Source organism: Streptomyces sp. NPDC044003 (assembly GCF_056435185.1).
Genome location: NZ_JBWKFA010000006.1, coordinates 228468 through 253049, shown reverse-complemented (window position 1 = coordinate 253049; position 24582 = coordinate 228468). Strand labels below are relative to the sequence as shown.

Genomic DNA, 24582 nt, shown 5'->3' with positions numbered 1-24582 from the left:
TGATCGCGGGAATCGTGCCATCCCTTGTGGCACACTCCCCGGATGCCGCCGTTCCTGACCGTCGCCGCCTACGCCCCGCCCGGTGTCGGCATGCTCGGCGCCGGGATCGTCTCCGAGGTGTTCGACGCGCGCGGACAGGGCCTGCCCGCCTTCGACTTCGCGCTCTGCACCGACCGGCCCGGCCGGGTCCGTACCGATGTCGGGCTCCCGCTGGTGGTCGACCACGGCCTGGACCGGCTGGCCGGCGCCGATCTGGTGATCGCCCTGCCGTGGGCGGAGTTCCGTACGCCTCCGGGGCCGGCCGTGCGCGAGGCCCTGACCGCCGCGCACGCGCGCGGGGCGCTGGTCGCGGCCCACTGCGTCGGGGCCTTCGCGCTCGCCGCGGCGGGGCTGCTCGACGGGCGGCGGGCCACCACCCACTGGCGGTTCGCCGGGCTCCTGGCCGAACGGCACCCGGAGGTCACCGTCGAACCCGACGCCCTCTACGTCGACGAGGGCACGGTCGTCACCGGCGCGGGCGCCGCCGCCGGCTTCGACCTGTGCCTGCACCTGCTGCGGCGGGAGTACGGCGCGACCACGGCCAACGCCATCGCTCGGGACCTGGTGCTGCCGTCCCACCGCGACGGCGGCCAGGCCCAGTACCTGGCGACGCCCGTGCCCGAGGACAGCCGGGACGAGCGGCTCGGCGACGTCCTCGCCTGGGCCCGGGAGAACCTCCACGAGCCGCTGCCCGTCGCCGAGCTGGCCCGCAGGGCCCTGATGAGCCGGCGTTCCTTCGCCCGCCGTTTCGCGGCCTCGACCGGCACCACCCCGCACGCCTGGCTGCTCGGCCTGCGCCTCAGCCGCGCCGAGGAGCTCCTGGAGACGACGGAGCTCCCGGTCGAGGAGATCGCCCGCGCGGTCGGCTTCGGCAGCGCGGCGGTGCTCCGCGCCCAGTTCGTCCGCCGCCGAGGGGTGCCCCCGCGCGCGTACCGCCGCGCCTTCAGCCGTACGCCCTGACGCACGGGCGGCCCTGACACACGGTCGGCCCTGACGCATGTACGGCCCTGACCCGCATGCCGCCCTGACCCGCGTGCTGCCCTGACGCACGTACGGCCCTGACCCGCGTACGGCCCCGCCCCGCGTACGCCCTGGCGGTCCGAGGAGGCGGTCCCCGGGCCGTCCCTCGTACGGCCGATCCCGCTTGCCGGGCCCATCGGGCCGTTCAAGGCTGAACCGACGTCCTACGTACGGGAGGGCCCCCTTGAGCAGCATCGACACCCCGGCCGAAGTACCCAGACCGCGGGCAGCGGCGCAGGCCGCCGCGCCCGGCACCATGACCTGGGTGACGCTCGCCCTGATGACGACCGCGTCGGTCGCGAGTCTGCGGGCCGCGCCCACGATGGCCATCTACGGTCTGGCCTGCGTGTTCCTCTACCTCGTCCCGGCGATCGTGTTCCTGCTGCCGACCGCTCTGGTCTCCGCGGAGCTCGCCTCCGGCTGGAACGGCGGCGTCTACCGCTGGGTCGCCGAGGGCTTGTCCAAGCCGCTCGGATTCCTCGCGGTCTGGTGCCAGTTCGCGATGACGATCTTCTACTACCCGAGCCTGCTGGCCTTCGTGGCCTCGACCATCGCGTACGTCATCGACCCGTCCCTCGCGTCGAACGGCGTCTACACGGCGATCGTCATCATGGTCCTGTACTGGACCGGCGTCTGGGTCTCCTCGCGCGGCACCAAGGCCCTGGCCGGACTGTCGAGTTGGGGCCTCATCATCGGCACGCTCGTACCGGGCACGATCCTCGTCGTCCTCGGCATGGTCTTCCTCGGCCAGGGCAACCCGTCCGCCGCCCCGATGGACAGCAGTCACCTGCTGCCGGAGTGGACCGGACTCGCCAGCCTCGTGCTGATCGTCAACAACTTCCTGTCGTACTCCGGCATGGAGATGAACGCGGTCCACGTCTCCTCGCTGAAGGATCCGGCGAAGGAGTACCCGAAGTCGATGTTCCTGGCGATGGGCCTCGTCCTGCTGATCTTCATCCTGCCCGCCCTGGCCATCAGCTGGGTCGTGCCGGCCGATCAGCTCAGTCTCACCGCCGGTGTGATGCAGGCCTTCGACGCCTTCTTCTCGTACTTCGACATCGGCTGGATGACCCCGATCGCGGCCGTCATGCTGATCTCCGCCTCCCTGGCCGGCATGCTGACCTGGCTCGCCGGGCCGTCCAAGGGCCTCCTGGAGATCTCCCGCCAGGAGGGCTACCTGCCGCCGTTCCTGCAGAAGCTCAACAAGTTCGGCATCCAGCAGAACATCCTGGTCACCCAGGGCGTCGTGACCTCGATCATCGCCCTGATGTACGCGCTCATCCCGAACGTGTCGAGCGTCTACTGGATCTTCTCCACGATCACCACGCAGGTGTACCTCATCGTGTACCTGCTGATGTTCGCCGCCGCGATGCGCCTGCGGAAGACCCATCCCGACCATCCCCGCGGCTACCGGGTGCCCGCCCTGGGCCTGGTGTGCACGGTGGGCCTGCTCTCCTCGCTCGCGGCGCTCGGCATCGGATTCGTACCGCCCTCCCAGTTCGGCGGCGGAAGCGTCTGGTCGTACGTCCTCTTCATCGGCTGCGGCCTGCTCGTCCTCGGCTTCCTGGTCCCGTGGCTCTTCCTGAGGTTCCGCAAGCCGAGCTGGCGCACCGCCGCCGCCGGCACCTTGAGCGAAGGAGACCGGGGATGAGTCCCACCCGCTTCGCCTCCGAGCACAAGTGGATCTACTGGGGCGCGATCGCGCTCCTCGTCGGCCTCGCCATCACGGGCCTCATCCGCTACGAGAGCGTGAAGAGGAACAACGAGACGCTCACCAAGGCCGACCAGCTCCAGGAGGAGCTGGTGAAGGCCGGATATCCCTCTCCCGACACCGACACCGTCCAGCAGCTGCTCGGCACCGACGGCGGCCCGGTCTGCGAGGACCCGGCCAGTGCCCTCAACACGGCGCTGTGGAAGATCCAGCAGGCCAACGGCGCCACGGGCCCCGGCATGCGGCCGGTCATCGCCGACACCAAGGCCGTCCAGGTCGAGCGGATCGTCCTCCAGGTGTACTGCCCGGACAAGGTCGACGAGTTCGACGACGCGGTGAAGGAACTCAAGACCGACGACACCGTCCGCCGGTGAGGCACAGTCCCCCAGCGCACGACCCCGACGCCCTCCACGACTTCCTCCGCGAACTGACCCGGTTCATGCTGACGTTCAGCGGAGAAGGCGCGGAGGGCGTCGACCGCGTCGTCCGGGGCGTCGCCCGGACCTACGGCGGGCAGGCCGAGACGGTGCTCGTCGCGGACGGCGCCGTGCTCTCCGTGACCGCTGCCGGCCGCACCCTCACCTCGACCGTCACCGCCTTCCCCGACGTCGCCCGGCTCGACCGGGCCGTCGCCCTCAAGGAGTTCGTCGAGCGCGTACGGGACACCCGGCCGCCCCTGTCCGAGGCGGCGGCCGGCCTGCGGCAGGTCGAGACCCTGCCCGGCGGCGTGCCGCGCTGGGCGCGGGGCGTCGGCATCGTGCTGTTCTCCGTCGGCTTCGCGCCCGCCGTCCAGCCGACCTGGTACGAGATCGGCACCACCGCCCTCCTCGCCACCCTGGTCGCGACGCCGACCGTCCTGGCGGACCGGCGGCCGCGCCTCGCGCGCGTGCTGCCGCTGCTCGCTGCCGTCCTGGTCTCCCTGGTGACCCTGGGCCTGCTCCAGCCGGGCGACAGCCACGGCGGCCCGGTGCTGATCATGCTTCCGGCGCTGTTCTTCTTCGTGCCCGGCGACCTGCTCAGCGCGGCCACCGTCGAACTCGTCGGCGGCTTCCTGACGACCGGCGCCGTCCGTCTCGTTACGCCCTCGTCCTGCTGCTCCAGCTGTACGTGGGCGTGCTGATCGGCGTGGCCGTCACGGGCACGCCGACGAGCGCGCTCTTCGACACCGCGCAGCACGCCGACCTGTCCCGGTGGGTGCTGGTCGGCAGCTGGGCCGTGTTCACGGTGGGCCTGATCCTCGCCTTCGCGGTGCCGTGGCGGGCCGCGGGCTGGGTGACGGGCCTGGTCTACCTGGCGCTCGGCGTCCAGGCGGCGGGCACGGCCCTGATCGGGGAGGTGGCCGGGACCTTCGTCGCCGCCATGGCCCTGGCCGCGGCCGCCGACCTGCTGTCCCGGCCCACCGGGCGGCCGCCCAGGCTCGTCCTCTTTCCTGGGCGGCTTCTTCACCCTCACCGTCGGCTCGCTGGGCCTGCGGGCGCTGACCTCCCTCGCGGGCGGTCACGTCCTGCACGGCTTCCACGACCTCATGGACTTCGTCACGATCGTCACGACGATCGCGGTCGGGCTCCTCGCGGGCGCGGCGCTCGTACCGGGGCGGGGCTATCAGGCCTGAGCCGCGCCCCCGGTCGCGTCGGGTTTCTCCGCCTCGGCGGGTGCCTCCGCGAGGAAGGCCACCACCGCGAGCGCGAAGACCAGGGCGAGGGTGAGGCCGACGATGACCCAGGCGGTGGGGTGGGGCCAGAAGATGACGCCGGCGGCCGCCGCGGCGACGAGGATCCAGGTGATCCAGGTGCGGTAGCGGAGGACGAACGGGCCCACCGGGCCGAGGCGCATGCCCGCGTGGTCGGCGGTGGCGCGGGTGGCGGTGATGCCGGAGTGCCAGAGGCCCCGGACGAGGACGGCGGGGCGGCTCGGGCCGGAGAGCCAGGCGGCGAGGGCGATCAGGATGCCGAGGGCCGCGTACGCCCGTACCGAGGTGCGGAGGAAGCGGATCAGGGTGTCGTAGACGGAGCTCGCCGCGCCCGGGGAGACGGTGGCGGGCAGGGCGTTCAGATAGACCGTACGGAAGATGCTGAGGGCCACGCCGAGGACGATCGCCGCGACGGCGACGCCGAGGGCCGCGGCCACCAGGGTGCGGCGACGGTGCACGGCGAGCAGCACACCGCCGACGACGAGCAGGATCGCGATGACCGGCAGCCACACGCCCATCGCCTGGAGCAGCGCGAAGCCGGTCTTCACCTTGCCGATGTCCTCGGACTTGACCACCGTGAAGTCGGTGTGGATCTCGGGGATCTTGGCCGCGACGTCGAGGCCCGAGGCGACGAGCCGTTCCTTCACGCGCTCGATCACGGGCGCCAGGTCGATGGTGACCGTGTTCGTCTCGATCTTCACGGCGCCCTCGTCGTTGCCGGTCAGGGCGCGGTCGAGGGAGGTGTGGATCGCCCGGTTGGCGTCGGTCCAGATCGTCTGGAACGCCGGGGAGGCGACGACGTCCTGGGCCCGTTCGTGGACGAAGCTGCCGACCGCGCTCTCCAGGGAGCCGCCGAGCTTGCCGAGGGCCTTGGCCGCCAGGGGCCGCTGGTCGGGCGCGACGCCCTCCAGGAGGGAGGCCAGGTCGATGTGCTCCATGACGGCGTTCGTCACCCGGGTCGCGACGGCCGCCTGGATGTCCGGGTCCGAGGCGAGCGGCTCGACCGTCTGCACGTACCGGTCGGTGTCGCCGACGAGGTCCGAGGTCCAGGTGGCGACGATGCCGAGCGGGACGAGGACGCAGCCGATGACGATCAGCAGGGCGGCGAAGAAGGAGCGGACGCGATGGTGGCGCGGTGGGGCGGCCGCCTTCTCCGCTTCCAGGGCGGCCACCCGGGCCCGGAGTACGGCGAGTTCGTCACCACTGCCACCGGCCGCTTCGCTCATGACCACCACTCCTCATCGCGGGACAATCCAGGGCAATTCTCCGAGAGGGTGGTGGTCCTGTCGCTCTGGGCAGCGCACAAGGGTGTACGCGATCATGCGGTCATGAAGCTGCGCTGCGCCGTACTCGACGACTACCAGGGCGTCGCCCTCGCCTCCGCCGACTGGAGACCGCTCGCGGACCGCGTGGACGTCCGCGTGCTGCGCGAGCACCTGACGGACCGGGACGCGCTCGTCGCCGCCGTCGAGGACTGCGAGGTCCTCGTGGTGATGCGGGAGCGGACCCCGGTCGACGCGGAGCTCCTCGCCCGCCTCCCCCGGCTCCGGCTGCTGATCACCTCCGGCATGCGCAACGCCTCGATCGACCTCGCCGCGTGCCGGGAGCGTGGCATCACCGTCTGCGGCACGGCCAGCAGCCCCGCGCCGCCCACCGAACTGACCTGGGCCCTCCTCCTGGGCCTGGCCCGCCACGTACCGGCGGAGGCGCGGGCCGTACGGGAGGGCGGGCCGTGGCAGTCGACGGTCGGCGCCGACCTGGCGGGCCGGACGCTCGGCCTCGTCGGCCTCGGCAAGATCGGCGCCCGGGTGGCCCGGATCGGCCTCGCCTTCGGTATGGACGTGGCCGCGTGGAGCCCGAACCTGACGGAGGAGCGGGCCGCGGAGCACGGCGTACGGCTCGCGAAGGACCGGCGGGACCTGCTCGCGGGCAGCGACTTCGTCTCGCTGCACCTGGTGCTCTCCGACCGCACCCGGGGCCTGATCGGGGAGCCCGAACTGCGGGCGATGCGCCCGTCCGCGTACCTCGTCAACACCTCCCGGGCGGGTCTCGTCGACGGCGCGGCGCTGGTACGGGCGCTGCGCGAGGGGTGGATCGCGGGGGCGGGCCTCGACGTGTACGAGACGGAGCCGCTGCCCGCGGACGACCCCCTGCGGACGCTGCCGAACGTCCTGGCGCTGCCCCATCTGGGCTATGTGACGGAGGGGAACTACGGGCGGTACTTCGGCGAGGCGGTGGAGGACATCGAGGCGTTCCTGGCGGGGGCGGCGGTGCGGGAACTGGACTGAGGGGCCGCCGGGGCGGCGTGGGTGCCGTGGGTACTGTGCGAGGCTTCCGCGACACCCCCGCCGTGGGTGCTGCGCGGGGCTCCGCGACACCCCCGCCGCGGGTGCGGTGCGAGGCTTCCGCGACACCCCCGCCGCGGGTGCCGTGCGGAGCTTCCGCCGCAACACCCCCTACCCCAGGCTCGTACGCGCCAGGTCCAGGAACTCCGTTTCCGTCAGGCCCAGTTCGCGGGCCTCTGCCGCCGCCTCCCGGAGGCGGGCGATCAGGCGGGCGCGGTCGGGGGCCGTGGCGCCGGGGACGATCAGGGCGCCGCGGCCGCGCCGGAGTTCGATGAGGCCCTCCTCGCGGAGCCGCTGGTAGCCGCGGAGGACGGTGTGGACGTTGACGCCGAGGGAGTCGGCGAGTTCCCGGGCGGCCGGGAGCCGTTCGCCGGGGGCGGCGGAACCGTCGGCGAGGGCCCCGCGGACGCAGGCGGCGATCTGATCGCCGAGGGGGACGGCGGAGGCCGGGTCGACACGGAAGAGCACGGTCAGACCTTCCCATGCCGTTCGGCGAGGGTGTTGAGGAGGGCGGCGGCGGTCCGCGCGTCGGGCACGGTGACGGCGAACTCGCGGCCGCCGGCCCGCCGTACGACGAGGGCCTCCCCGGACCGCAGCACGACGCCCGTCCGGTGCGCCCGGACCCGGTAGCCCCAGCCGCCGAAGTCGGCGACGGCGTCGACGTCCCGGACGTCGGCTCCGGCGACCTCGGCGAGCGGCACCCGGATCCGGGGCCGGGGGGTGAGGAACGGCCGGATCGTGAGGCCGCGGCGGTCGACCGTGACCCTGACCCGCGCCAGGGCGAGACCCGGCACGCCGACGACCGGGCCGAGGAGGCCGAGCAGCGCGGCCGGCCACGGGGCGAGGAGCAGGACGACCGGCGTGGCGGCGAGGGCGAGCACCGCGAGGGCGGTGAGCGGCCGGGAGGCGGTGGCGCGGGTCCAGCCGGCGACCTCGCTCGCGCCGAGCGGGAGGCGCGGGCCGTCCGTCGTACCGACTTCGGCCTCCTCCTCGGGGACGAGCCGGGTCAGGGCCCGTCCCACGGCCGCGAAGAGGGCCGCGACGGCTGCCGCGACGGTGAGGTTGGCGAGGGGCGAGGCGACCCCGGCCGCGTCGACGGCGTCCAGGTTGTCCCGTACGAGCAGGACGAGGAGCGCGCCGGTGAAGCCGGCCGTCGCCCAGGCCCCCCACAGCGCGCCGCGGCGGACGAGGAGCGTCCAGCCGGCGCCGAGACCGAGGAGCAGGGTCGCGCTGACGGCGGTGAACGCGGCGCGGCCGGTGAAGCCGTCGACTTCGCCCGCGGCGCCGAAGTGGGTGGCCAGAGGGTCCGGGAGCCGGTCGTACGCGAGGGCGAGCACCACCAGGTGGGCGGCGAGCGCGAGGACGAAGGGCAGCGCGGCGAGCGCGCGGAGACGAGGCGTGGCACGGTTCATGAAAACCTCCATTGTTTGCACTCTACTAGAACAATGGACGCGCACGCCAACAGCAAGGGCGCGGTCGTCGTCGCCGCCGCGGGCAACGACTCCACCGCCCTCCAGCCGTACGAGGTCACCACCCCGGTCCTCGTGGTCGACGCCGCCGACGCGAGCGGGAATCCCGCCTCCTTCACCGACTTCGGCGCGCAGAACGCCGTGTCGGCCCCGGGCGTCGACATCCTCTCGACCCTCCCGACGTACACGACGAAGGAGACCCTGAAGAACTCCTCGAGGTACGGGAGGCTGTCCGGCACCTCGATGGCCTCGCCGTACGTCTCCGCCGTGGCCGCGCTCCTGCACCACGAGGGCCTGGACGCGGCCGCGATCATGCGGACGATCCGCGACACGGCCGCCGATCCGGGCCGGGTCCTCAAGCTGGGCCTCGGAAACGTCGACGCGGCGGCGGCCGTGCAGGCCGCCGCCGCGAAGAAGTAGCGCCGCCCGTCAGCCCCGGTCGTCCGCGAGCGCGGCCCGCAGCGCCTCGGCGAACTCCGCCGGGGCGCCGTGCTGTCCGAACTCGCCGCCCAGGAAGCCGCCGTGGTGGCTCGGGAACACGGTGACCGGGGTGCCGAGCCCCTCGGCGACACCGACCGCCGCCCGCGCGGCGAGCGTGCCCTCGGACTCCTTGCCGGCGGCGACGACGATCCGGGTCGGCGCGGCGCGCAGGGCGGTGAAGTCGGGACGGTAGGAGGTGCAGCCGCGCATGTTCTGCCCGAGCAGCGGGTCGTCGCGCGAGCCGTCGTCCTCGGCCGGCAGACCGAACGCGGCCGGGTCGGGCGCGGGCTCCGCCGCCCAGTCGGCCGGGAACTCGCCCTGTCGCATCGTCAGCGCGAGGAACTTGGCCATCGCGGGACCCCAGCCCTCCCGCAGATAGGTCGCGTGGACGTCCGCGCAGACCCCGAGGGCCGCCTCCCGGTCCGGGACGACCTGGGCCGTCGGCGGCTCGTGCGCGACGAGGGTGTGCACCAGGTCGCCGCGCGCGGCCACCAGCGCGAGGGCGTTGACCGCGCCGCCGCTGCTCGCGAAGACGTCGACGGGCCCGGCGCCGAGCGCCTCGATCAGCCGGGCCAGGTCGTCGGCGTGCTCCTCGGGCAGCGCCTCCGCGGCGCCGTCGGTGCGCTCGCTGCGGGCCACCCCGCGCGGGTCGTACGTCACGACGGTCCGGTCGGCGAAGTGGGAGGCGAGCGTGGTGAAGCCGCTCGCGTCCATGGGGGAGCCGATCAGCAGCAGGGGACGCTCGTCGGTCCCGGTGCCGGGGCGCACGTCGTAGCGCAGGGTCGCGCCGGTGGTGTCCAGCGTCCGGGTGTCGGTCTCGGCCATGGTGATCTCCTCGGTGGTGGGCCTTTCAGGGGGTGGACCCCCGGCACCACCGGAACTCATCGGTCGCGGACCGGCCATCGGGCGGGCTTTCTACCCGGCGCCGCAGTCGTGCTCGGCGGGGTCGACGACGACCCGGTTCAACAGACCGCGCAGCAGGGTCTGTTCGGCCTCGGTGAGGTCGCCGAAGAGTTCGCGCTCGGCCGCGCTCACCGCCGCGTCGACCCGCTCCAGGGCCTCCAGACCGGCGGGGGTGATCTCCACGATGTGGCGGCGCCGGTCGGCCGGGTCGCGGCGGCGCTCGGCGAGGCCCGCCGTCTCCAGCTCGTTGAGGATCGCGACCAGTTGGCTCGGGTCGACCTCCATCGCGGCGGCCAGCTCGCGCTGGCTCGTGGCGCCGGTGGCGAGCCGCATGAGCGTCATCGCGTTGCGCGGGTGCAGCCCGGCGACGCCCAGGGCCGCGCGGATGCGCGCGGCGGTGATCTCCCCGCGGAAGGAGAGCAGGAAGCCGAGGCGGTCGGTCGGTTGAGCTGCCATGGCGTCCACCGTAACAACAACTCAATTGTGGAGCTCGAATAATCGTTGATACTGTTCAACGGTTGTCGTCTCCGGATCGTTGGAGCTCCACCATGTTCATCGCCTATGCCGTCATCGCCGTGCTGCTCACCCTCGCAGCCTCCGCCTCCGCCTTCCTGACCTTCACCCGCAATCCGCAGATCACGGGGAACATGACCAAGCTGGGCGTGCCGGACTCATGGCTGAACTGGCTGGGGGCGGCGAAGGCGGCGGGGGCCTTGGGCCTGCTCGCGGGTCTCGCCGTCGCGCCGCTCGGTGCCGCCGCGGCCGCAGGCCTGGCCCTCTACTTCCTCGGCGCCGTGATCACGCACCTGCGCGTGAAGGACTTCGAGGTCGCGCCGGCGGTGGTCCTCACGGGGCTTTCGGTGGCCGCACTGGTCCTGCGCATAGCCTCCGCCTGACTCCCGAGCGAGACGAGACGAACCGTCTTGCCAATCGACAGGCCGCGCCGTACGCTCGTCGAGTCGAGACGATCCGTCTCGTCTTCCTCGACGGCAGGAGGTCGCCCTTGTTCCGTGCGCAACTCACCGACGTCACCAAGCGCTACGACGACCGGTACGTGCAGAACCGGACCGTGCTCGACCGGGTCTCCCTCACCGTCCGCGCCGGCGAACGCCTCGGCGTCGTCGGCGACAACGGCTCCGGGAAGTCCACCCTCCTCCGGCTCCTCGCCGGCCTGGAGACCCCCGACAACGGCACCGTGACCGTCGACGCCCCCGGCGGCCTCGGCCACCTCGCCCAGACCCTCGACCTCCCCGCGGACGCGACCGTCGGCGACGCCGTCGACCACGCGCTCACGGAGCTCCGCGAGCTGGAGCGGGCCATCCGTACGGCCGAGGCGGAACTCACCGCCACCGGCGACCTCACCGAATACGCCGGGCTGCTCGCCGCCTACGAGGCCCGGGGCGGCGCCGGGGCCGACCGGCGCGTCGACACCACCCTGCGACGGCTCGGCGAGCCCGGCCCGCTCGACCGCGACCGGCCGCTCGGAACGCTCTCCGGCGGACAGCGCTCCCGGCTCGCCCTCGCCGCCGTCCTCGCCGCCGAGCCCGAACTCCTCCTGCTCGACGAGCCGACCAACGACCTCGACGACGAGGCCGTCACCTGGCTGGAGGAGCGGCTGCGCGCCCACCGGGGCACCGTCGTGGCCGTCTCCCACGACCGGGTCTTCCTCGACCGGGTCACCACCGCCGTCCTGGAGGTCGACGAGGACCGCCACACCGTGCGGCGGTACGGCGACGGCTACGCCGGCTACCTCACGGGCCGCGCCGCCGAACGGGCCCGCAGACAGCGGGAGCACGAGGAGTGGAAGGCCGAACTCGCCCGCTACCGGGCCCTCGCCGACACCCACATCGACCGCTTCTCCGCGATCCCCCGCAAGGCCCCCGCCGCGTTCAGCGGCGCGGGCGCCTTCCGGGCCCGGTCACGGGCGCACGGCGCGATGAGCCGCATCCGCTCCGCCCGCGAGAGACTCTCCCGGCTCACCACCCACCCCGTCCCCGCGCCGCCGGAACCGCTCCGGTTCCGCACGGACATCGCCGGGGAAGGCGCGGCCGTCGACCTCACCGGGATCCGCGTCGACGGCCGGCTCCACCTCGACGCGCTCCACCTCGACCCGGGCGAACGCCTCCTGCTCACCGGGCCCAACGGCGCGGGAAAAACCACCCTCCTCCGGGTCCTGGCGGGCGAACTCGCCCCGGACGCGGGCACGGTGACCGTGCCCGACCGGGTCGGGCTGCTCCGCCAGGACACGGCCCCACCCCTCGACCCCCGTACGGTGGGCGAGGCCTTCGGAGAGGGCCGCGAGGACGAACTGCTCGCCCTCGGGCTCTTCGCGGCCCGGGATCTGACGACCCCGGTCCGCCTGCTTTCTGCGGGCCAGCGCCGCAAGCTGGAACTGGCCCGTCTGGTGACCTCCCCCGCCGATCTGCTCCTCCTCGACGAGCCGACCAACCACCTGGCCCCGGGCCTGGTGGAGGAGATCGAGGCCGCGCTGGCCCCCTACGCGGGCACGCTGGTGATCGTCAGCCACGACCGGCGGCTGAGGGAGGGACACCGGGGCCGCGTCCTGGAACTGGCCCCGGCCCTGGCGAGGGTCTAGTCCTCGCCCGCAGTGTCCTCGATGTCGCCCTCCGTCTCCAGGAACACCTGGCGCAGGGCGGCCAGGGTCTCCGGGTCCGGCTTCTCCCACATGCCGCGCGACTCGGCTTCGAGGAGCCGCTCGGCGATGCCGTGCAGGGCCCAGGGGTTGGCCTCCTTGAGGAAGGCCTGGTTCGTCTCGTCGAGGACGTACTCCTGCGTGAGCTTGTCGTACATCCAGTCGGCGACGACACCCGTCGTCGCGTCGTACCCGAAGAGGTAGTCGACGGTCGCCGCCAGCTCGAACGCGCCCTTGTAGCCGTGGCGGCGCATCGCCTCGATCCAGCGCGGGTTGACCACCCGGGCCCGGAAGACCCGGGAGGTCTCCTCGACGAGCGTGCGGGTGCGGACGGTCTCCGGGCGGGTCGAGTCGCCGATGTACGCCTCGGGGGCCGTGCCCGTGAGCGCGCGGACGGTCGCGACCATGCCGCCGTGGTACTGGAAGTAGTCGTCGGAGTCGGCGATGTCGTGCTCGCGGGTGTCCGTGTTCTTCGCGGCGACCGCGATCCGCTTGTACGCGGTCTCCATCTCCTCCCGGGCCGGGCGGCCTTCGAGCCCACGCCCGTACGCGTACCCGCCCCACACCGTGTACACCTCGGCGAGGTCGGCGTCCGTGCGCCAGTCGCGCGAGTCGATCAGCTGGAGGATGCCCGCGCCGTACGTGCCGGGACGCGAGCCGAAGATACGGGTGGTGGCGCGCCGCTCGTCGCCGTGCTCGGCGAGGTCGGCCTGCGCGTGCGCCCGGACGTAGTTGTCCTCGGCGGACTCGCCCTCCAGGCCCGCGACGAGCCGTACGGCGTCGTCGAGGAGGCCGATGACGTGCGGGAACGCGTCGCGGAAGAAGCCCGAGATGCGCAGCGTCACATCGACGCGAGGGCGGCCGAGCTCGGCGAGCGGGATCGGCTCCAGGCCGTTCACGCGGCGCGAGGCCTCGTCCCACAGCGGGCGCACGCCGAGCAGGGCGAGCGCCTCGGCGACGTCGTCGCCGGCGGTGCGCATCGCGCTCGTCCCCCACAGGGAGAGACCCACGGAGGTCGGCCACGCGCCGTTGTCGTCGCGGTAGCGGGTGAGCAGGGAGTCGGCGAGCGCCTGGCCGGTCTCCCAGGCGAGCCGGGACGGCACGGCCTTCGGGTCGACGGAGTAGAAGTTGCGGCCGGTCGGCAGGACGTTGACGAGGCCGCGCAGCGGGGAGCCGGAAGGACCGGCCGGCACGAAGCCGCCGTTCAGGGCGTGCACGGCGTGGGCGAGCTCGTCGGTGGTGGCGGCGAGACGCGGCACGACCTGCTCGCAGGCGAAGCGGAGGACGGCGTGGACCTCGGCGCCGTGGGCGGCGGCGACCGTCGGGATCGCCTCCACGTCCCAGCCGGCGGCCTCCATCGCCTCGACCAGCGCGCGGGCCTTCGCCTCCGCCTCGTCGGCGGTGGTGCGGGTCGCGGCCGACTCGTCCAGGCCCAGCGCCTCGCGCAGGCCCGGCAGTGCCTGCGTACCGCCCCAGATCTGGCGGGCGCGCAGGATGGAGAGGACCAGGTTGACCCGGGCCTCGCCCTCCGGGGCGCCGCCCAGGACGTGCAGGCCGTCGCGGATCTGGGCGTCCTTGACCTCGCACAGCCAGCCGTCGACGTGCAGCAGGAAGTCGTCGAAGCCGTCGTCCTCCGGGCGCTCCTCCAGACCGAGGTCGTGGTCGAGCTTGGCGGCCTGGATCAGCGTCCAGATCTGGGCGCGGATGGCCGGGAGCTTCGCCGGGTCCATCGAGCTGATCTGCGCGTACTCGTCGAGCAGCTGCTCCAGGCGCGCGATGTCGCCGTACGAGTCGGCGCGGGCCATCGGCGGCACCAGGTGGTCGACGAGGGTCGCGTGGACGCGCCGCTTGGCCTGGGTGCCCTCGCCCGGGTCGTTGACGAGGAACGGGTAGATCAGCGGGATGTCGCCGAGGGCCGCGTCGGGGCCGCAGGCGGCGGACAGGCCGGCGTTCTTGCCGGGCAGCCACTCCAGGTTGCCGTGCTTGCCCAGGTGGACCATGGCGTCGGCGCCGAAGCCGCCGTCCTCGGCGCGGGCGGCGATCCAGCGGTAGGCGGCCAGGTAGTGGTGGGACGGCGGGAGATCGGGGTCGTGGTAGATCGCGATCGGGTTCTCGCCGAAGCCGCGCGGCGGCTGGATGAGGACCAGGAGGTTCCCGCGGCGCAGGGCGGCGAGGACGATGTCGCCCTCCGGGTTGCGGGAGCGGTCGAGGAACATCTCGCCGGGCGCCGGGCCCCAGTGCTCCTCGACCTGCTCGCGGAGCTCGGCGGGCAGGGTCGCGTACCAGCGCTTGTAGTCGGCGGCCGGGATGCGGACCGGGTTCTTCGCGAGCTGCTCCTCGGTCAGCCAGTCCTGGTCGTGGCCGCCGGCCTCGATGAGGGCGTAGATCAGCTCGTCGCCGTCGCCGGAGACGATGCCGGGGAGGTCCTCGGCGGGCCCGAAGTCGTACCCCTCCTCGATCAGCCGGCGCAGGAGGGAGACGGCGGAGGCGGGGGTGTCCAGACCGACGGCGTTGCCGATGCGGGAGTGCTTGGTGGGGTACGCGGAGAGGACGAGCGCCAGCTTCTTCTCGGCGTTCGGGATGTGGCGGAGCCGGGCGTGCCGGACGGCGATCCCGGCGACGCGGGCCGCGCGCTCGGCGTCGGCGACGTACGCGGGCAGGCCGTCGGCGTCGATCTCCTTGAAGGAGAAGGGGACGGTGATGAGCCGGCCGTCGAACTCGGGCACGGCGACCTGGCTGGCGGCGTCCAGCGGGGAGAGGCCCTCGCCGTTCTCCTCCCACGCGGACCGCGAGCCCGTCAGGCACAGGGCCTGGAGGATCGGCACGTCGAGCGCGGCGAGCGCACCCGCGTCCCAGGCCTCCTCGTCGCCGCCGGCCTGCGCCTCGGCGGGCTTCGTACCGCCGGCGGCGAGGACGGTCGTGACGATCGCGTCGGCTCCCCGCAGCACGGAGATCAGCTCCGCCTCGGGGGCGCGCAGGGACGCCACGTACAGCGGGAGGGCCCGCGCGCCGGCGTCCTCGATCGCGCCGCACAGGGCGTCGACGAAGGCGGTGTTCCCGCTCATGTGGTGGGCGCGGTAGTAGAGCACGGCGACGGTCGGGCCGGTGTCGTTCTTCGCGACCCGGTCGAGCGGGCCCCAGGTGGGGGCGGCGGCCGGGGCCTCGAAGCCGTGGCCGGTGAGCAGGACGGTGTCGGAGAGGAAGCGGGCCAGCTGCTCCAGGTTGGCCGGGCCGCCGTGCGCCAGATAGGCGTGCGCCTCGGTGGCGACGCCAATGGGGACGGTGGAGGCCTCCATCAGCTGGGCGTCGGGGGCCTGTTCGCCGCTGAGCACGACGACCGGCTTTCCGGCGGCGCGGATCGCGTCGAGGCCCTCCTGCCAGGAGCGGACGCCGCCGAGGAGCCGGACGACGACCAGGTCGGCGCCGTCGAGCAGGCCGGGGAGGTCGGCGAGGGGGAGGCGGGAGGGGTTGGCGAAGCGGTACTCCACCGGCCCGCCGGCCGCGCGGGCGCTGAGCAGGTCGGTGTCGGAGTGCGACAGCAGCAGGAGCATGGCGAGCTCAGGCCTTCCTCGGGGTTGTCCGCGCCCCGGGTGGTCGTATGGGTTGGGGCCTCCCCTGCTCGAGCGAAGCCTAGAGCTTGGGGAAGGGAGTTCCTGACTCACCCGTCCCCTCACGGGTACGGGCTCACAGTGGCGGGACCGCGCCGGATTCTCACCGGGCTTCCTCCCCGGGGTCCTGGGACCCCATGCCGGTCTGCATCCTAGATCGTGCCGCCGACGGGCCCCAGTGAGCGAGGGGGTCGACCGGATCACACCGGCCGGAAGGAGCCGGGAGTCGCCCGGATCACAGTCGGTGGTCAGCCGGTTCCCCGTGGGTATGCTCGCCGCCATGCCGCCCACCCCGCCCCCGACGCCCGAACCGGGCGAAGCTCGCATACGGGACCGTGGCGACGCCTGCCCCGGGGCGCTGCGCCTGCACCCCGCCGACGACGGTCGCCTGGCCCGACTGCGCCTGCCCGCCGGGCGTTTGACGGCCCATCAGGCCAAGGTCCTGGCCCGGGCCGCCGAGACCCTCGGTGACGGGCGGATCAGCATCACCTCGCGCGGCAACGCGGAGCTGCGCGGCCTCGGCGAGGGCTGCGGGGCGGAACTGGCCGACCTCCTGGCCGGGGCGGGCCTGCTGCCCTCGCCCACCCACGAGCGCGTCCGCAACATCGTGGCCTCGCCCGGCGCCGGACTCGACGGACTCGGGTATACGGACGTGCAGTTGTGGGCGCGCGCACTGGACACCGCCCTGTGCGCCGAGCCCCGGGCCGCGTCCCTTTCGGGACGGTTCCTGTTCGTCCTGGACGACGGGCGCGGGGACGTCGCCGGACTCGGCGGCGATGTGAGCTTGATCGCAGGGCCGGAGGGATCGGTCCTGCTGCGGCTCGGCCCGGAGGTCTTCCGCCTCGCCGCCGCCGACGCCGTCCGGGCCGCCCTCACCGCCGCCCTCGCGTTCCTGGAAGCCGCCGAGGCCGCCGGGAACGGGGCCTGGCGGCCCCGCGAGCTGCCCGAGGAGCACGTGCCCGACTGGGCCGGGGCCCTCGCGCGGGCCGGGATCGCGGCGGAGCCCGTACCCGTACCGCCGCTTCCCGTGTCCCCGCCGCCCGCGCCCGGCCCGCTCGGCGCGCACGCCCTGCACGTCCTCGCCCCGCTCGGCCGCCTGACGGCCGCCCAGCTGCGGGCCCTGGCCGACGGGGCGGCCGAGCTGCGGCTCACGCCCTGGCGTGGCGTGGTCGCCGTCGGGGCCCGCGCCGGCCGGCTGCCCGACCTGGAGACGTACGGCCTGGTCACCCGGCCCGACCTGCCCTCGGTCGGGGTCAGCGCCTGCACCGGGCGGCCCGGCTGCGCCAAGTCCCTCGCCGACGTACGGACGGACGCCGGCCTCGTCCACCGCGGGGGCCTGCCCGTCCACTACTCCGGGTGCGAGCGCCGCTGCGGCCACCCGCACGGCACCTGGGTCGACGTCCTCGCCACCGGCGACGACACCTACCTGGTGGACGGCGTCCCCACCCCCCGTACCTCCCTGCCCGAAGCAGTGACCACGGCCCGCACGACGAGATGAGCGAGAGCACCAGGATGTTCGACTACGAGAAGGACGGGACGGAGATCTACCGCCGGTCCTTTGCCACCATCCGCGCCGAGGCGGACCTCGCGGGCCTGCCCGCCGACGTCGCCCAGGTGGCGGTCCGGATGATCCACGCCTGCGGCATGACCGACCTCGTGCAGGACATCGCGTACTCGCCGCAGGTCGTCGCGAACGCCCGCGCCGCCCTCCGGGCCGGCGCCCCCATCCTCTGCGACGCGCAGATGGTCGCCAGCGGCGTCACCCGCAAGCGACTGCCCGCCGACAACGAGGTGCTCTGCGCCCTCTCCGACCCGGCCGTCCCCGGCCTCGCCGCCGAGCTCGGCACCACCCGCTCGGCCGCCGCCCTCGAACTGTGGCGGGACCGCCTCGAAGGCTCCGTCGTCGCCATCGGCAACGCGCCGACCGCCCTCTTCCACCTCCTGGAGATGGTCGCGAAGGGCGCCGGGAAGCCCGCCGCCGTCCTCGGCATCCCGGTCGGCTTCATCGGCGCCGCCGAGTCCAAGGACGCGCTGGCCGAGAACACCCTCGGCCTCGACTACCTGGTCGTACGGGGCCGGCGCGGCGGCAGCGCGATGACGGCCGCCGCGATCAACGCCCTCGCCCACGAAGCGGAGATCCAGGCATGAGCACCGTGACCGGAAAGCTGTACGGGGTCGGCCTCGGCCCCGGCGACCCGAACCTGATGACGGTCGCCGCCGTGAAGGCCATCGCCTCCGCCGACGTGATCGCGTACCACTCGGCCCGCCACGGCCGCTCGATAGCCCGCTCCATCGCCGCCGAGCACATCCGCGAGGACCACATCGAGGAGCGGCTGATGTACCCGCTCACGGTGGAGACCACGGACCACCCGGGCGGCTACCGGGGCGCCCTGAACGACTTCTACGAGGAGGCCTCGGCCCGCCTCGCCGCCCACCTCGACGCCGGCCGCACCGTCGCCGTCCTCGCCGAGGGCGACCCGCTGTTCTACGGCTCGTACCAGCACATGCACAAGCGGCTCGCCGACCGCTACGACACGACCGTCATCCCCGGCGTGACCTCGGTCAGCGCCGCCGCCGCCCGGCTCGGCGAGCCGCTGTGCGAGGCGGAGGAGGTCCTCACGATCATCCCCGGCACCCTGCCGGAGGACGAGCTGACGGCCCGCCTCGCGGGCACCGACTCGGCGGTCGTGATGAAGCTCGGCCGCACCTTCCCGACGGTGAAGCGGGCGCTGGAGCGGGCGGGCCGCCTGGACGACGCGCGGTACGTGGAGCGCGCGTTCATGACGGGCGAGCGCACGGAGCAGCTCACGGACGTGGACCCCGACTCCGTCCCGTACTTCTCGGTGGCGGTCCTCCCCTCCCGTATCGACCAGGAGCCTGCCGTACGGGAGACGGGCGAGGTCACCGTCGTCGGCACCGGCCCGGCCGGGGCACCCTGGCTCACCCCCGAGTCGCGCGGCGCGCTCGTCAACGCCGACGTCCTCGTCGGCTACACCACCTACCTCGACCGGGTGCCGGTCCTCCGCCCCGGCCAGATCCGGCACGGCTCCGACAACAAGGTCGAGTCCGAGCGCGCCGAGTTCGCCCTCGACCTGGCCCGGCGCGGCCGGAAGGTCGCGGTCGTCTCCGGCGGCGACCCGGGCGTCTTCGCCATGGCGACGGCGGTCCTGGAGGTGGCCTGCGAACCGGAGTACGCGGACGTGCCCGTACGGGTCCTCCCGGGGGTGACGGCGGCGAACGCGGCCGCCGCCGCGGCGGGCGCCCCGCTGGGCCACGACTACGCCACCCTCTCCCTCTCCGACCGCCTCAAGCCCTGGGACGTCATCGAGGCCCGCCTCCGCGCGGCCGCCTCCGCGGACCTGGTCATCGCCCTCTACAACCCGGGCTCCAAGTCCCGCACCCACCAGGTGGCCGCCGCCCGCGACCTCCTCCTCGAACTCCGCGCCCCGGAAACCCCGGTGGTCGTCGCCCGCGACGTGGGCGGCCCGGAGCAGTCGGTCCGGATCCTCACCCTGAAGACCCTGGACCCCTCGGAGGTCGACATGCGCACCCTCCTCCTGATCGGCTCCTCGCAGACGCGGGTGGCCGAACGGGGCGACGGCCGCACGATCACGTGGACGCCGCGGCGGTACGGCTGAGCGATCCCGCCGAACAGGCGGTCCCACGAGGCGGGGCGAGGGGGCAACCCTCCCCCCGCCTCGCGAGTCATACGGGAGTTCCCGTGTTCCACACGCACCGCACCGGTCCGGAAAGGGCCCTCCCCCTGTGATGACTCGTACCCGGCTGAGCGCCCTGGCCGTCACGGCCGCGCTCGCCGCCTCCGGCGGTCTCCTGACCGCCACCCCGGCCGCCGCGGCCGTCAGTTGCGCGGCTCCGGTGTGGAAGGCGGAGTACTTCGCCAACCCCACCTTCACCGGCACGCCCAGGCTGACCACCTGCGACAGCGCGATCGCCGAGAACTACGGCTACGGCGACCCGGCCGGCGTCACCCTCCCCCAGGACAACTTCTCCGTCCGCTGGTCGGTGACCCGCGACTTCGGCTCCGGCGGCCCGTTCACCTTCACCGCCGCGGCCCAGGACGGCATCCGCGTCAACCTCGACGGCGTCCGCAGGATCGACCTGTGGAGGAACGTCTCCACCACCCAGACGAAGACGGTCAACCTCTCCATTCCGTCCGGCCGCCACACCATCACCGTGTACTACGCGGCCTGGACCGGCGCCGCGAACGTCAAGTTCGCCTACACGCCGGTCACTTCGGCCACCGTCGACAAGGTCCGCCCGCTCGCGCCGACCGGCGCGACCGTCGCGTACGACAGGACCCTGAACAAGGCCACCCTGAAGTGGGCGGCCAACAAGGAGATGGACCTCGCCGGCTACCGCGTCTACCGGCGGCTCAGCACCTCCACCACCTGGACGAAGGTCAGCAGTGCCACGGCCCTGGTCACGGGCACCGGCTACGTCACCTACCCGCCCGCGACCGGCCAGACGTACCTGTACGAGCTCCGCGCCGTCGACAAGGCCGGCAACGAGTCCCCGGGCGGCGCCGACCTGACCGTCGTGTCCGTGGACAGGACCCCGACCGCCGCCCCGACGGGCGTGGCCGCGTCCGACGGCTACACCGGCGTCGTCCTGGCGTGGCAGCCGGTCAGCGGCGCGGCGACGTACACCGTCCACCGGCAGCGCACCGGCACCACCGACCCCGTCGCCCAGGTCGCGACCGGCGTCACGGCCACCACCTGGAAGGACACCACCGCCACCGAGCGGACCGGCTACACCTACTGGATCTCGGCCGTCGACGCCGCCGGCAACACCTCGGCCCGCACCGCCGTCACCGCCACGCGCGGCGACTACGCGCCCGGGGCTCCGAAGGACCTGACGGCCGTGGACACCGGCAGCCACATCCGGAGCTTCGCCCTGAGCTGGACCGCCCCGGCGGACACCGACGTGGCCTCCTACCGCGTCTACCGCGGCGGCTCCCTCCTCGGCACCACGTCCACCCCCTCGTACACCGACCAGAACGGCCTCTGGCACGGCACGACGTACCGGTACACGGTCACGGCGGTGGACCGGGCCGGCCACGAGTCCCCGGCCTCCGCCGAGGCCGTGGTCACGACCGAGGGCGACCTGATCGCCCCGGCGCCCGTCACCGGCGTCAAGGCGACGCCGCGCGAGGACGGCGTGCTGATCGAGTGGGACGCGAGCACGGAGCCCGACCTCAAGCGGTACGAGGTCTACCGGGCCGAGAAGTACGACGACGGCGACGGCGGCACCATCTGGCTCGCCCACCGCGTCCAGTACCTCTCCGCGACCGCCACCTCGTACCTGCACCCGAGCGACGCGGACGGCGAGACCGTGATGTACACCGTGATCGCCGTGGACCAGTGGGAGAACATGCTCATGGCCGACGACCCGAGCCTGAACTGGGCCGAGGTCACCGAACTCGGCACGCCCATCAGCAGCTAGCCACCCAGGCGGCGGCCTCCTCCGGGGTCGCCGCCTCCTGGATCCCGGAGGGGACCGGGGGGCGGCGGACGACCACGACCGGGAGGCCCGCCTCGCGGGCCGCGGTCAGTTTCGGGGACGTCGCCGCGCCGCCGCTGTCCTTCGTCACCACGACGTCGATCCGGTGCCGGGCGAGGAGCTCCCGCTCGCCGTCCAGGGTGAACGGCCCCCGGTCGAGGAGGATCTCGGTGCGGGCCGGCATCGGGGCGTCCGGGGCGTCCACCGAGCGGACCAGGAACCACTGCGGGCAGCCGGCGAAGGCCGCGAGGCCCATGCGGCCCGTCGTCAGGAAGACCCGGTCGCCGAGGCCGTCCAGGGCCCGCGCCGCCTCCTCCAGGGACGTCACCGAGCGCCAGTCGTCGCCCTCCACCGGGCCCCAGCCGGGGCGGCGCAGGGCCAGCAGGGGAACATGGGCGGTGGCGGCCGCCCGGGCCGCGTTGAAGCTGATCCGCTCGGCGAAGGGATGGGTGGCGTCGATGACCGCGTCCACGGCGTGCTCCCGCAGCCACGCGGCGAGCCCCTCCGGCCCGCCGAAGCCGCCGATCCGGACCTCCCCGGCCGGCAGCCGCGGGCTCGCCACCCGCCCCGCGAGGGAGCTGGTGACCCGGACCCGGCCGTGCAGCAGCCCGGCGAGGGCGCGGGCCTCGGTGGTCCCGCCGAGAATGAGTACGTGCACAGGAGCCTCTTCGTGAGTACAGGCGGCGGGCGTGAGGCCCAACTCAAGCACACCGGCCTCCGCCCGGGCTGGACGACCGGTGCGTGCGCGACGGCGGCCACCACCGCCGCGTACACCGCCCTGCTCACCGGCGACTTCCCCGACCCGGTGACGATCACCCTGCCGAAGGGCCAGACGCCGTCCTTCGCGCTGACCGCCGAGTCCCTGACGGGCGGCTCCGCCATGGCCGCCGTCGTCAAGGACGCGGGCGACGACCCCGACGTCACGCACGGGGCCGTGATCCGCTCGACGGTACGGCTCCTGCCGGCCGGCTCCGGCGTCGTCTTCCGCGCGGGCGAGGGCGTCGGGACCGTCACCCTGCCCGGCCTCCCCCTGGAGGTCGGCGAACCCGCCATCAACCCCGTCCCCCGGCAGCTCATGCGCGAGCACGTCGCGGAGGTCGCCGCCCGGCACGGAGGCGGCGGCGACGTCGAGATCACCGTCTCCGTCGACAACGGCGCCGAGATCGCCCGCTCCACCTGGAACCCCCGCATCGGCATCCTCGGCGGCCTGTCGATCCTCGGCACGACCGGCGTCGTCGTCCCGTACTCCTGCTCCGCCTGGATCGACTCCATCCGCCGGGGCGTCGACGTGGCCCGCGCGGGCGGCCTCACCCACGTCGCCGGCTGCACGGGCTCCACGTCCGAGCGCACGGTCACCGGCATCTACGACCTGCCGGAGATCGCCCTCCTCGACATGGGCGACTTCGCAGGCGCCGTCCTCAAGTACATCCGCCGCCACCCCGTCGACCGGCTCACGATCTGCGGCGGCTTCGCCAAGCTCTCCAAACTGGCCGCCGGCCACCTGGACCTCCACTCGGCCCGCTCCCAGGTCGACAAGGCCTTCCTCGCGGACCTGGCCCGCACGGGCGGCGCGCCGGACGCGCTGGCGTCGGAGATCGCCGAGGCCAACACCGGCCTCGCCGCCCTCCGCCTCTGCGAGGCCGCCGCCGTCCCCCTGGGCGACCTGGTCGCCACCCGGGCCCGCGACGAGGCCCTGGCCGTCCTGCGCGGCGCGCCCGTCGTGGTGGACGTGATCTGCATCGACCGCGCGGGGACGGTCGTGGGGCGCTCGTCGGTGGCGGGGCCGTAATCCGCGCGACAGCGCGACGGACGCCCGCCGAGAATCCGGGGATGACCGACTTCTCCCACAAGCCCACCCTCGTCGGCGACCTCGTCGCACTCCGTCCCGTCACCGAGGACGACGTGCCCGCGCTGCTGCCGTTCTTCGAGGACCCGGAGGTCACCCGGCTCACCGGCAGCCACACGTCGTTCGACGAGACGGCCCTGCGGAAGTGGTACGGCTCGCGGGCCGCGCAGGACGACCGGCTCGACCTCGCCGTCGTCGAGCGGGCGACCGGGCGGGTCGTCGGCGAGGCCGTCCTCAATGAATGGGACCCGCACAACGAGAGCTGCGCCTTCCGGATCGCCTTCGTCCCGGACGCCGTCGGCCGGGGCCTCGGCACGGAGGCGACCCGGCTGATCGTCGGCCACGGCTTCGGGGCGCTCGGCCTGTACCGGATCTGGCTGGAGGTGTACGCCTTCAACCCCCGCGCCCGCCGCGCCTACGAGAAGGCCGGCTTCCGCGCGGAGGGCGTGCTGCGGGGCGCGCTCCTGTGGGAGGGCGAGCGGGTGGACGCGACGGTGATGTCGATGCTCGCGCCGGAGTGGGGGGCGGGCGACCGTCAGGCCGTCAGACCTTGACGACGAGGATCCGGTCGGGGACCAACTTCTCCAGGTCGTCCACGTCCGACGTGAACACCATGACCTCGCCGGCCTGTCGGCATGCGACGACGGCGAGAACGGCGTCGATGGCGTACTTGTGCCCGCTCAGTCCCGCATCGGCCAGGAGCCGACGGGCCTGGCGGGCCTCTTCCTTGCCGATGTCCGCCACGCGGACGCGGGACAGCACCCAGTCCCAACGCTGCTCGGTCGTCCTGCCGTCGTACGCCTCGACGAGAGTCAGGGGCGACGTCACCACGTCGGCCTCCCCTCGGGAGGCCCGGGTGAGGCGGGCCATCATCGCGCGATCGCCCCGCACCGCGAGCGACAGCGCCTCGCTGTCCAGGACGAAGACCTGGAGCGGCCGGTCCGCCCGCCGCGTCACGCGGCCTCACCCACGCGCGCCTCCCGCGCCCGCCGACGACGTTCGTGTTCGGCGTGGAATTCGTCCATCTCCGCGCCGGCGGCAGCAAGCTCGTCCTCCGTCACCGGGCCGTACTCCTCCTCCAGCCAGTCGACCAGTTCCCGCAGCCGGTCGCGGTCGCGCCGCACGCGCAACGCCTCCGCGACGTAGGCCGACAGTCCTTGTTCGGCAGCCTCGGCACGGACCTCCTCCAGGAGGTCCTCCGGGATCGTCACTGTCACCTTCTTCGTGGCCATACACACGACCATACTCCCCGTACCCACCGCCGTACCGTTTCTCCACAGACCCGATCCGGATGCGAC

23 protein-coding genes and 1 riboswitch are annotated in these 24582 nt (G+C 73.7%); of the genes, 14 read left to right on the top strand and 9 right to left on the bottom strand.

Annotated features, from left to right (window positions below; all coding sequences use genetic code 11):
* The first annotated feature begins 42 nt into the window (after positions 1-42).
* The 4 genes from AC07AW_RS24555 (at position 43) to AC07AW_RS24540 (ending at position 3890) form a co-directional block, all read left to right on the top strand.
* Complete coding sequence (locus AC07AW_RS24555; RefSeq protein WP_478817590.1) at positions 43-999, top strand: GlxA family transcriptional regulator; 957 nt, start codon at positions 43-45, stop codon at positions 997-999.
* Between the two features lie 244 nt (positions 1000-1243).
* Positions 1244-2710: a glutamate/gamma-aminobutyrate antiporter GadC gene (gene gadC / locus AC07AW_RS24550; RefSeq protein WP_478817589.1), complete on the top strand. Its 1467-nt coding sequence runs from the start codon at positions 1244-1246 to the stop codon at positions 2708-2710.
* The gene (locus tag AC07AW_RS24545; protein ID WP_478817588.1) at positions 2707-3144 is read left to right on the top strand and encodes a hypothetical protein; all 438 of its coding nucleotides are present in this window, start codon (positions 2707-2709) and stop codon (positions 3142-3144) included. The genes gadC and AC07AW_RS24545 overlap by 4 nt, the downstream gene beginning before the upstream one ends.
* Positions 3141-3890 carry a threonine/serine exporter family protein gene (locus tag AC07AW_RS24540; RefSeq protein ID WP_478817587.1) on the top strand — a complete coding sequence of 250 codons (750 nt, stop codon included), beginning with the start codon at positions 3141-3143 and terminating at the stop codon, positions 3888-3890. The genes AC07AW_RS24545 and AC07AW_RS24540 overlap by 4 nt, the downstream gene beginning before the upstream one ends.
* Positions 3891-4372: 482 nt before the next feature.
* On the opposite strand, the gene AC07AW_RS24535 is transcribed toward AC07AW_RS24540, so the two are convergent.
* Positions 4373-5686 (bottom strand): hypothetical protein, encoded by a 1314-nt coding sequence (locus AC07AW_RS24535; RefSeq protein ID WP_478817586.1) that lies wholly within the window; start codon positions 5684-5686, stop codon positions 4373-4375.
* A gap of 102 nt (positions 5687-5788) precedes the next feature.
* Here AC07AW_RS24535 and AC07AW_RS24530 point away from each other — a divergent pair, with 102 nt between their 5' ends.
* Positions 5789-6748: a D-2-hydroxyacid dehydrogenase family protein gene (locus tag AC07AW_RS24530; RefSeq protein WP_478817585.1), complete on the top strand. Its 960-nt coding sequence runs from the start codon at positions 5789-5791 to the stop codon at positions 6746-6748.
* 168 nt (positions 6749-6916) lie between these two features.
* Here the strand turns inward: AC07AW_RS24530 and AC07AW_RS24525 are convergent, their stop codons facing one another.
* Positions 6917-7273: a GntR family transcriptional regulator gene (locus AC07AW_RS24525; RefSeq protein ID WP_392158912.1), complete on the bottom strand. Its 357-nt coding sequence runs from the start codon at positions 7271-7273 to the stop codon at positions 6917-6919.
* A gap of 2 nt (positions 7274-7275) precedes the next feature.
* Positions 7276-8217, bottom strand: a complete 942-nt coding sequence (locus tag AC07AW_RS24520) for a DUF1648 domain-containing protein (protein ID WP_478817584.1) — start codon at positions 8215-8217, stop codon at positions 7276-7278.
* Positions 8218-8250: 33 nt separating this feature from the next.
* Here AC07AW_RS24520 and AC07AW_RS24515 point away from each other — a divergent pair, with 33 nt between their 5' ends.
* A complete protein-coding gene (locus AC07AW_RS24515) occupies positions 8251-8694 on the top strand; it encodes a S8 family serine peptidase (protein WP_478817583.1) in 444 nt (147 codons plus the stop codon).
* A gap of 9 nt (positions 8695-8703) precedes the next feature.
* Here AC07AW_RS24515 and AC07AW_RS24510 read toward each other — a convergent pair whose 3' ends face one another.
* Together AC07AW_RS24510 and AC07AW_RS24505 are read right to left on the bottom strand one after the other, a co-directional pair.
* Positions 8704-9579, bottom strand: coding sequence for an alpha/beta fold hydrolase (locus AC07AW_RS24510; protein WP_478817582.1), 876 nt, complete (start codon positions 9577-9579; stop codon positions 8704-8706).
* Between the two features lie 90 nt (positions 9580-9669).
* Positions 9670-10113, bottom strand: a complete 444-nt coding sequence (locus AC07AW_RS24505; RefSeq protein ID WP_478817581.1) for a MarR family winged helix-turn-helix transcriptional regulator — start codon at positions 10111-10113, stop codon at positions 9670-9672.
* A 92-nt stretch (positions 10114-10205) separates the two neighbouring features.
* On the opposite strand from AC07AW_RS24505, the gene AC07AW_RS24500 reads away from it, so the two are divergent.
* Together AC07AW_RS24500 and abc-f are read left to right on the top strand one after the other, a co-directional pair.
* Positions 10206-10553 (top strand): DoxX family protein, encoded by a 348-nt coding sequence (locus AC07AW_RS24500; protein ID WP_478817580.1) that lies wholly within the window; start codon positions 10206-10208, stop codon positions 10551-10553.
* 107 nt (positions 10554-10660) lie between these two features.
* The gene (gene abc-f / locus AC07AW_RS24495; RefSeq protein ID WP_478817579.1) at positions 10661-12253 is read left to right on the top strand and encodes a ribosomal protection-like ABC-F family protein; all 1593 of its coding nucleotides are present in this window, start codon (positions 10661-10663) and stop codon (positions 12251-12253) included.
* Here abc-f and cobN read toward each other — a convergent pair.
* On the bottom strand, positions 12250-15861 hold the full coding sequence (gene cobN / locus AC07AW_RS24490) for a cobaltochelatase subunit CobN (protein WP_478817578.1): 3612 nt from the start codon (positions 15859-15861) through the stop codon (positions 12250-12252). The two genes, abc-f and cobN, sit on opposite strands and share 4 nt — an antisense overlap.
* Positions 15862-15937: 76 nt before the next feature.
* Positions 15938-16073: riboswitch (cobalamin riboswitch) on the bottom strand.
* Between the two features lie 113 nt (positions 16074-16186).
* Here cobN and AC07AW_RS24485 point away from each other — a divergent pair.
* The 4 genes from AC07AW_RS24485 (at position 16187) to AC07AW_RS24470 (ending at position 21381) form a co-directional block, all read left to right on the top strand.
* Positions 16187-17416 carry a cobalamin biosynthesis protein CobG gene (locus tag AC07AW_RS24485; RefSeq protein ID WP_478817857.1) on the top strand — a complete coding sequence of 410 codons (1230 nt, stop codon included), beginning with the start codon at positions 16187-16189 and terminating at the stop codon, positions 17414-17416.
* A 14-nt stretch (positions 17417-17430) separates the two neighbouring features.
* Positions 17431-18066 carry a precorrin-8X methylmutase gene (locus tag AC07AW_RS24480; protein ID WP_478817856.1) on the top strand — a complete coding sequence of 212 codons (636 nt, stop codon included), beginning with the start codon at positions 17431-17433 and terminating at the stop codon, positions 18064-18066.
* Complete coding sequence (locus tag AC07AW_RS24475) at positions 18063-19556, top strand: precorrin-2 C(20)-methyltransferase (protein WP_478817577.1); 1494 nt, start codon at positions 18063-18065, stop codon at positions 19554-19556. The genes AC07AW_RS24480 and AC07AW_RS24475 overlap by 4 nt, the downstream gene beginning before the upstream one ends.
* A gap of 130 nt (positions 19557-19686) precedes the next feature.
* Complete coding sequence (locus AC07AW_RS24470) at positions 19687-21381, top strand: fibronectin type III domain-containing protein (protein ID WP_478817855.1); 1695 nt, start codon at positions 19687-19689, stop codon at positions 21379-21381.
* Here the strand turns inward: AC07AW_RS24470 and AC07AW_RS24465 are convergent.
* Complete coding sequence (locus AC07AW_RS24465; RefSeq protein WP_478817576.1) at positions 21371-22096, bottom strand: cobalt-precorrin-6A reductase; 726 nt, start codon at positions 22094-22096, stop codon at positions 21371-21373. The genes AC07AW_RS24470 and AC07AW_RS24465 overlap by 11 nt on opposite strands.
* Before the next feature lie 12 nt (positions 22097-22108).
* Here AC07AW_RS24465 and AC07AW_RS24460 point away from each other — a divergent pair, with 12 nt between their 5' ends.
* The gene (locus AC07AW_RS24460; protein ID WP_478817575.1) at positions 22109-23227 is read left to right on the top strand and encodes a cobalt-precorrin-5B (C(1))-methyltransferase; all 1119 of its coding nucleotides are present in this window, start codon (positions 22109-22111) and stop codon (positions 23225-23227) included.
* A gap of 41 nt (positions 23228-23268) precedes the next feature.
* Entirely contained in the window at positions 23269-23838 is a 570-nt protein-coding gene (locus AC07AW_RS24455; RefSeq protein WP_478817574.1) for a GNAT family N-acetyltransferase, read from the top strand.
* Here AC07AW_RS24455 and AC07AW_RS24450 read toward each other — a convergent pair.
* Both AC07AW_RS24450 and AC07AW_RS24445 read right to left on the bottom strand, forming a co-directional pair.
* Positions 23828-24241 carry a PIN domain-containing protein gene (locus AC07AW_RS24450; RefSeq protein ID WP_478817573.1) on the bottom strand — a complete coding sequence of 138 codons (414 nt, stop codon included), beginning with the start codon at positions 24239-24241 and terminating at the stop codon, positions 23828-23830. The two genes, AC07AW_RS24455 and AC07AW_RS24450, sit on opposite strands and share 11 nt — an antisense overlap.
* Positions 24238-24516 carry a CopG family transcriptional regulator gene (locus AC07AW_RS24445; RefSeq protein ID WP_478817572.1) on the bottom strand — a complete coding sequence of 93 codons (279 nt, stop codon included), beginning with the start codon at positions 24514-24516 and terminating at the stop codon, positions 24238-24240. The genes AC07AW_RS24450 and AC07AW_RS24445 overlap by 4 nt, the downstream gene beginning before the upstream one ends.
* Positions 24517-24582: the final 66 nt, after the last annotated feature.

Excerpts from the sequence above, each read along its gene's own strand:
- AC07AW_RS24555 (WP_478817590.1), top strand. The coding sequence starts at position 43 with ATGCCGCCGTTCCTGACCGTCGCCGCCTACGCCCCGCCCGGTGTCGGC.
- AC07AW_RS24545 (WP_478817588.1), top strand. The coding sequence starts at position 2,707 with ATGAGTCCCACCCGCTTCGCCTCCGAGCACAAGTGGATCTACTGGGGC.
- AC07AW_RS24535 (WP_478817586.1), bottom strand. The coding sequence starts at position 5,686 with ATGAGCGAAGCGGCCGGTGGCAGTGGTGACGAACTCGCCGTACTCCGG.
- AC07AW_RS24530 (WP_478817585.1), top strand. The coding sequence starts at position 5,789 with ATGAAGCTGCGCTGCGCCGTACTCGACGACTACCAGGGCGTCGCCCTC.
- AC07AW_RS24520 (WP_478817584.1), bottom strand. The coding sequence starts at position 8,217 with ATGAACCGTGCCACGCCTCGTCTCCGCGCGCTCGCCGCGCTGCCCTTC.
- AC07AW_RS24515 (WP_478817583.1), top strand. The coding sequence starts at position 8,251 with ATGGACGCGCACGCCAACAGCAAGGGCGCGGTCGTCGTCGCCGCCGCG.
- AC07AW_RS24510 (WP_478817582.1), bottom strand. The coding sequence starts at position 9,579 with ATGGCCGAGACCGACACCCGGACGCTGGACACCACCGGCGCGACCCTG.
- AC07AW_RS24505 (WP_478817581.1), bottom strand. The coding sequence starts at position 10,113 with ATGGCAGCTCAACCGACCGACCGCCTCGGCTTCCTGCTCTCCTTCCGC.
- AC07AW_RS24500 (WP_478817580.1), top strand. The coding sequence starts at position 10,206 with ATGTTCATCGCCTATGCCGTCATCGCCGTGCTGCTCACCCTCGCAGCC.
- cobN (WP_478817578.1), bottom strand. The coding sequence starts at position 15,861 with ATGCTCCTGCTGCTGTCGCACTCCGACACCGACCTGCTCAGCGCCCGC.
- AC07AW_RS24485 (WP_478817857.1), top strand. The coding sequence starts at position 16,187 with ATGCTCGCCGCCATGCCGCCCACCCCGCCCCCGACGCCCGAACCGGGC.
- AC07AW_RS24480 (WP_478817856.1), top strand. The coding sequence starts at position 17,431 with ATGTTCGACTACGAGAAGGACGGGACGGAGATCTACCGCCGGTCCTTT.
- AC07AW_RS24475 (WP_478817577.1), top strand. The coding sequence starts at position 18,063 with ATGAGCACCGTGACCGGAAAGCTGTACGGGGTCGGCCTCGGCCCCGGC.
- AC07AW_RS24470 (WP_478817855.1), top strand. The coding sequence starts at position 19,687 with ATGACTCGTACCCGGCTGAGCGCCCTGGCCGTCACGGCCGCGCTCGCC.
- AC07AW_RS24455 (WP_478817574.1), top strand. The coding sequence starts at position 23,269 with ATGACCGACTTCTCCCACAAGCCCACCCTCGTCGGCGACCTCGTCGCA.
- AC07AW_RS24445 (WP_478817572.1), bottom strand. The coding sequence starts at position 24,516 with ATGGCCACGAAGAAGGTGACAGTGACGATCCCGGAGGACCTCCTGGAG.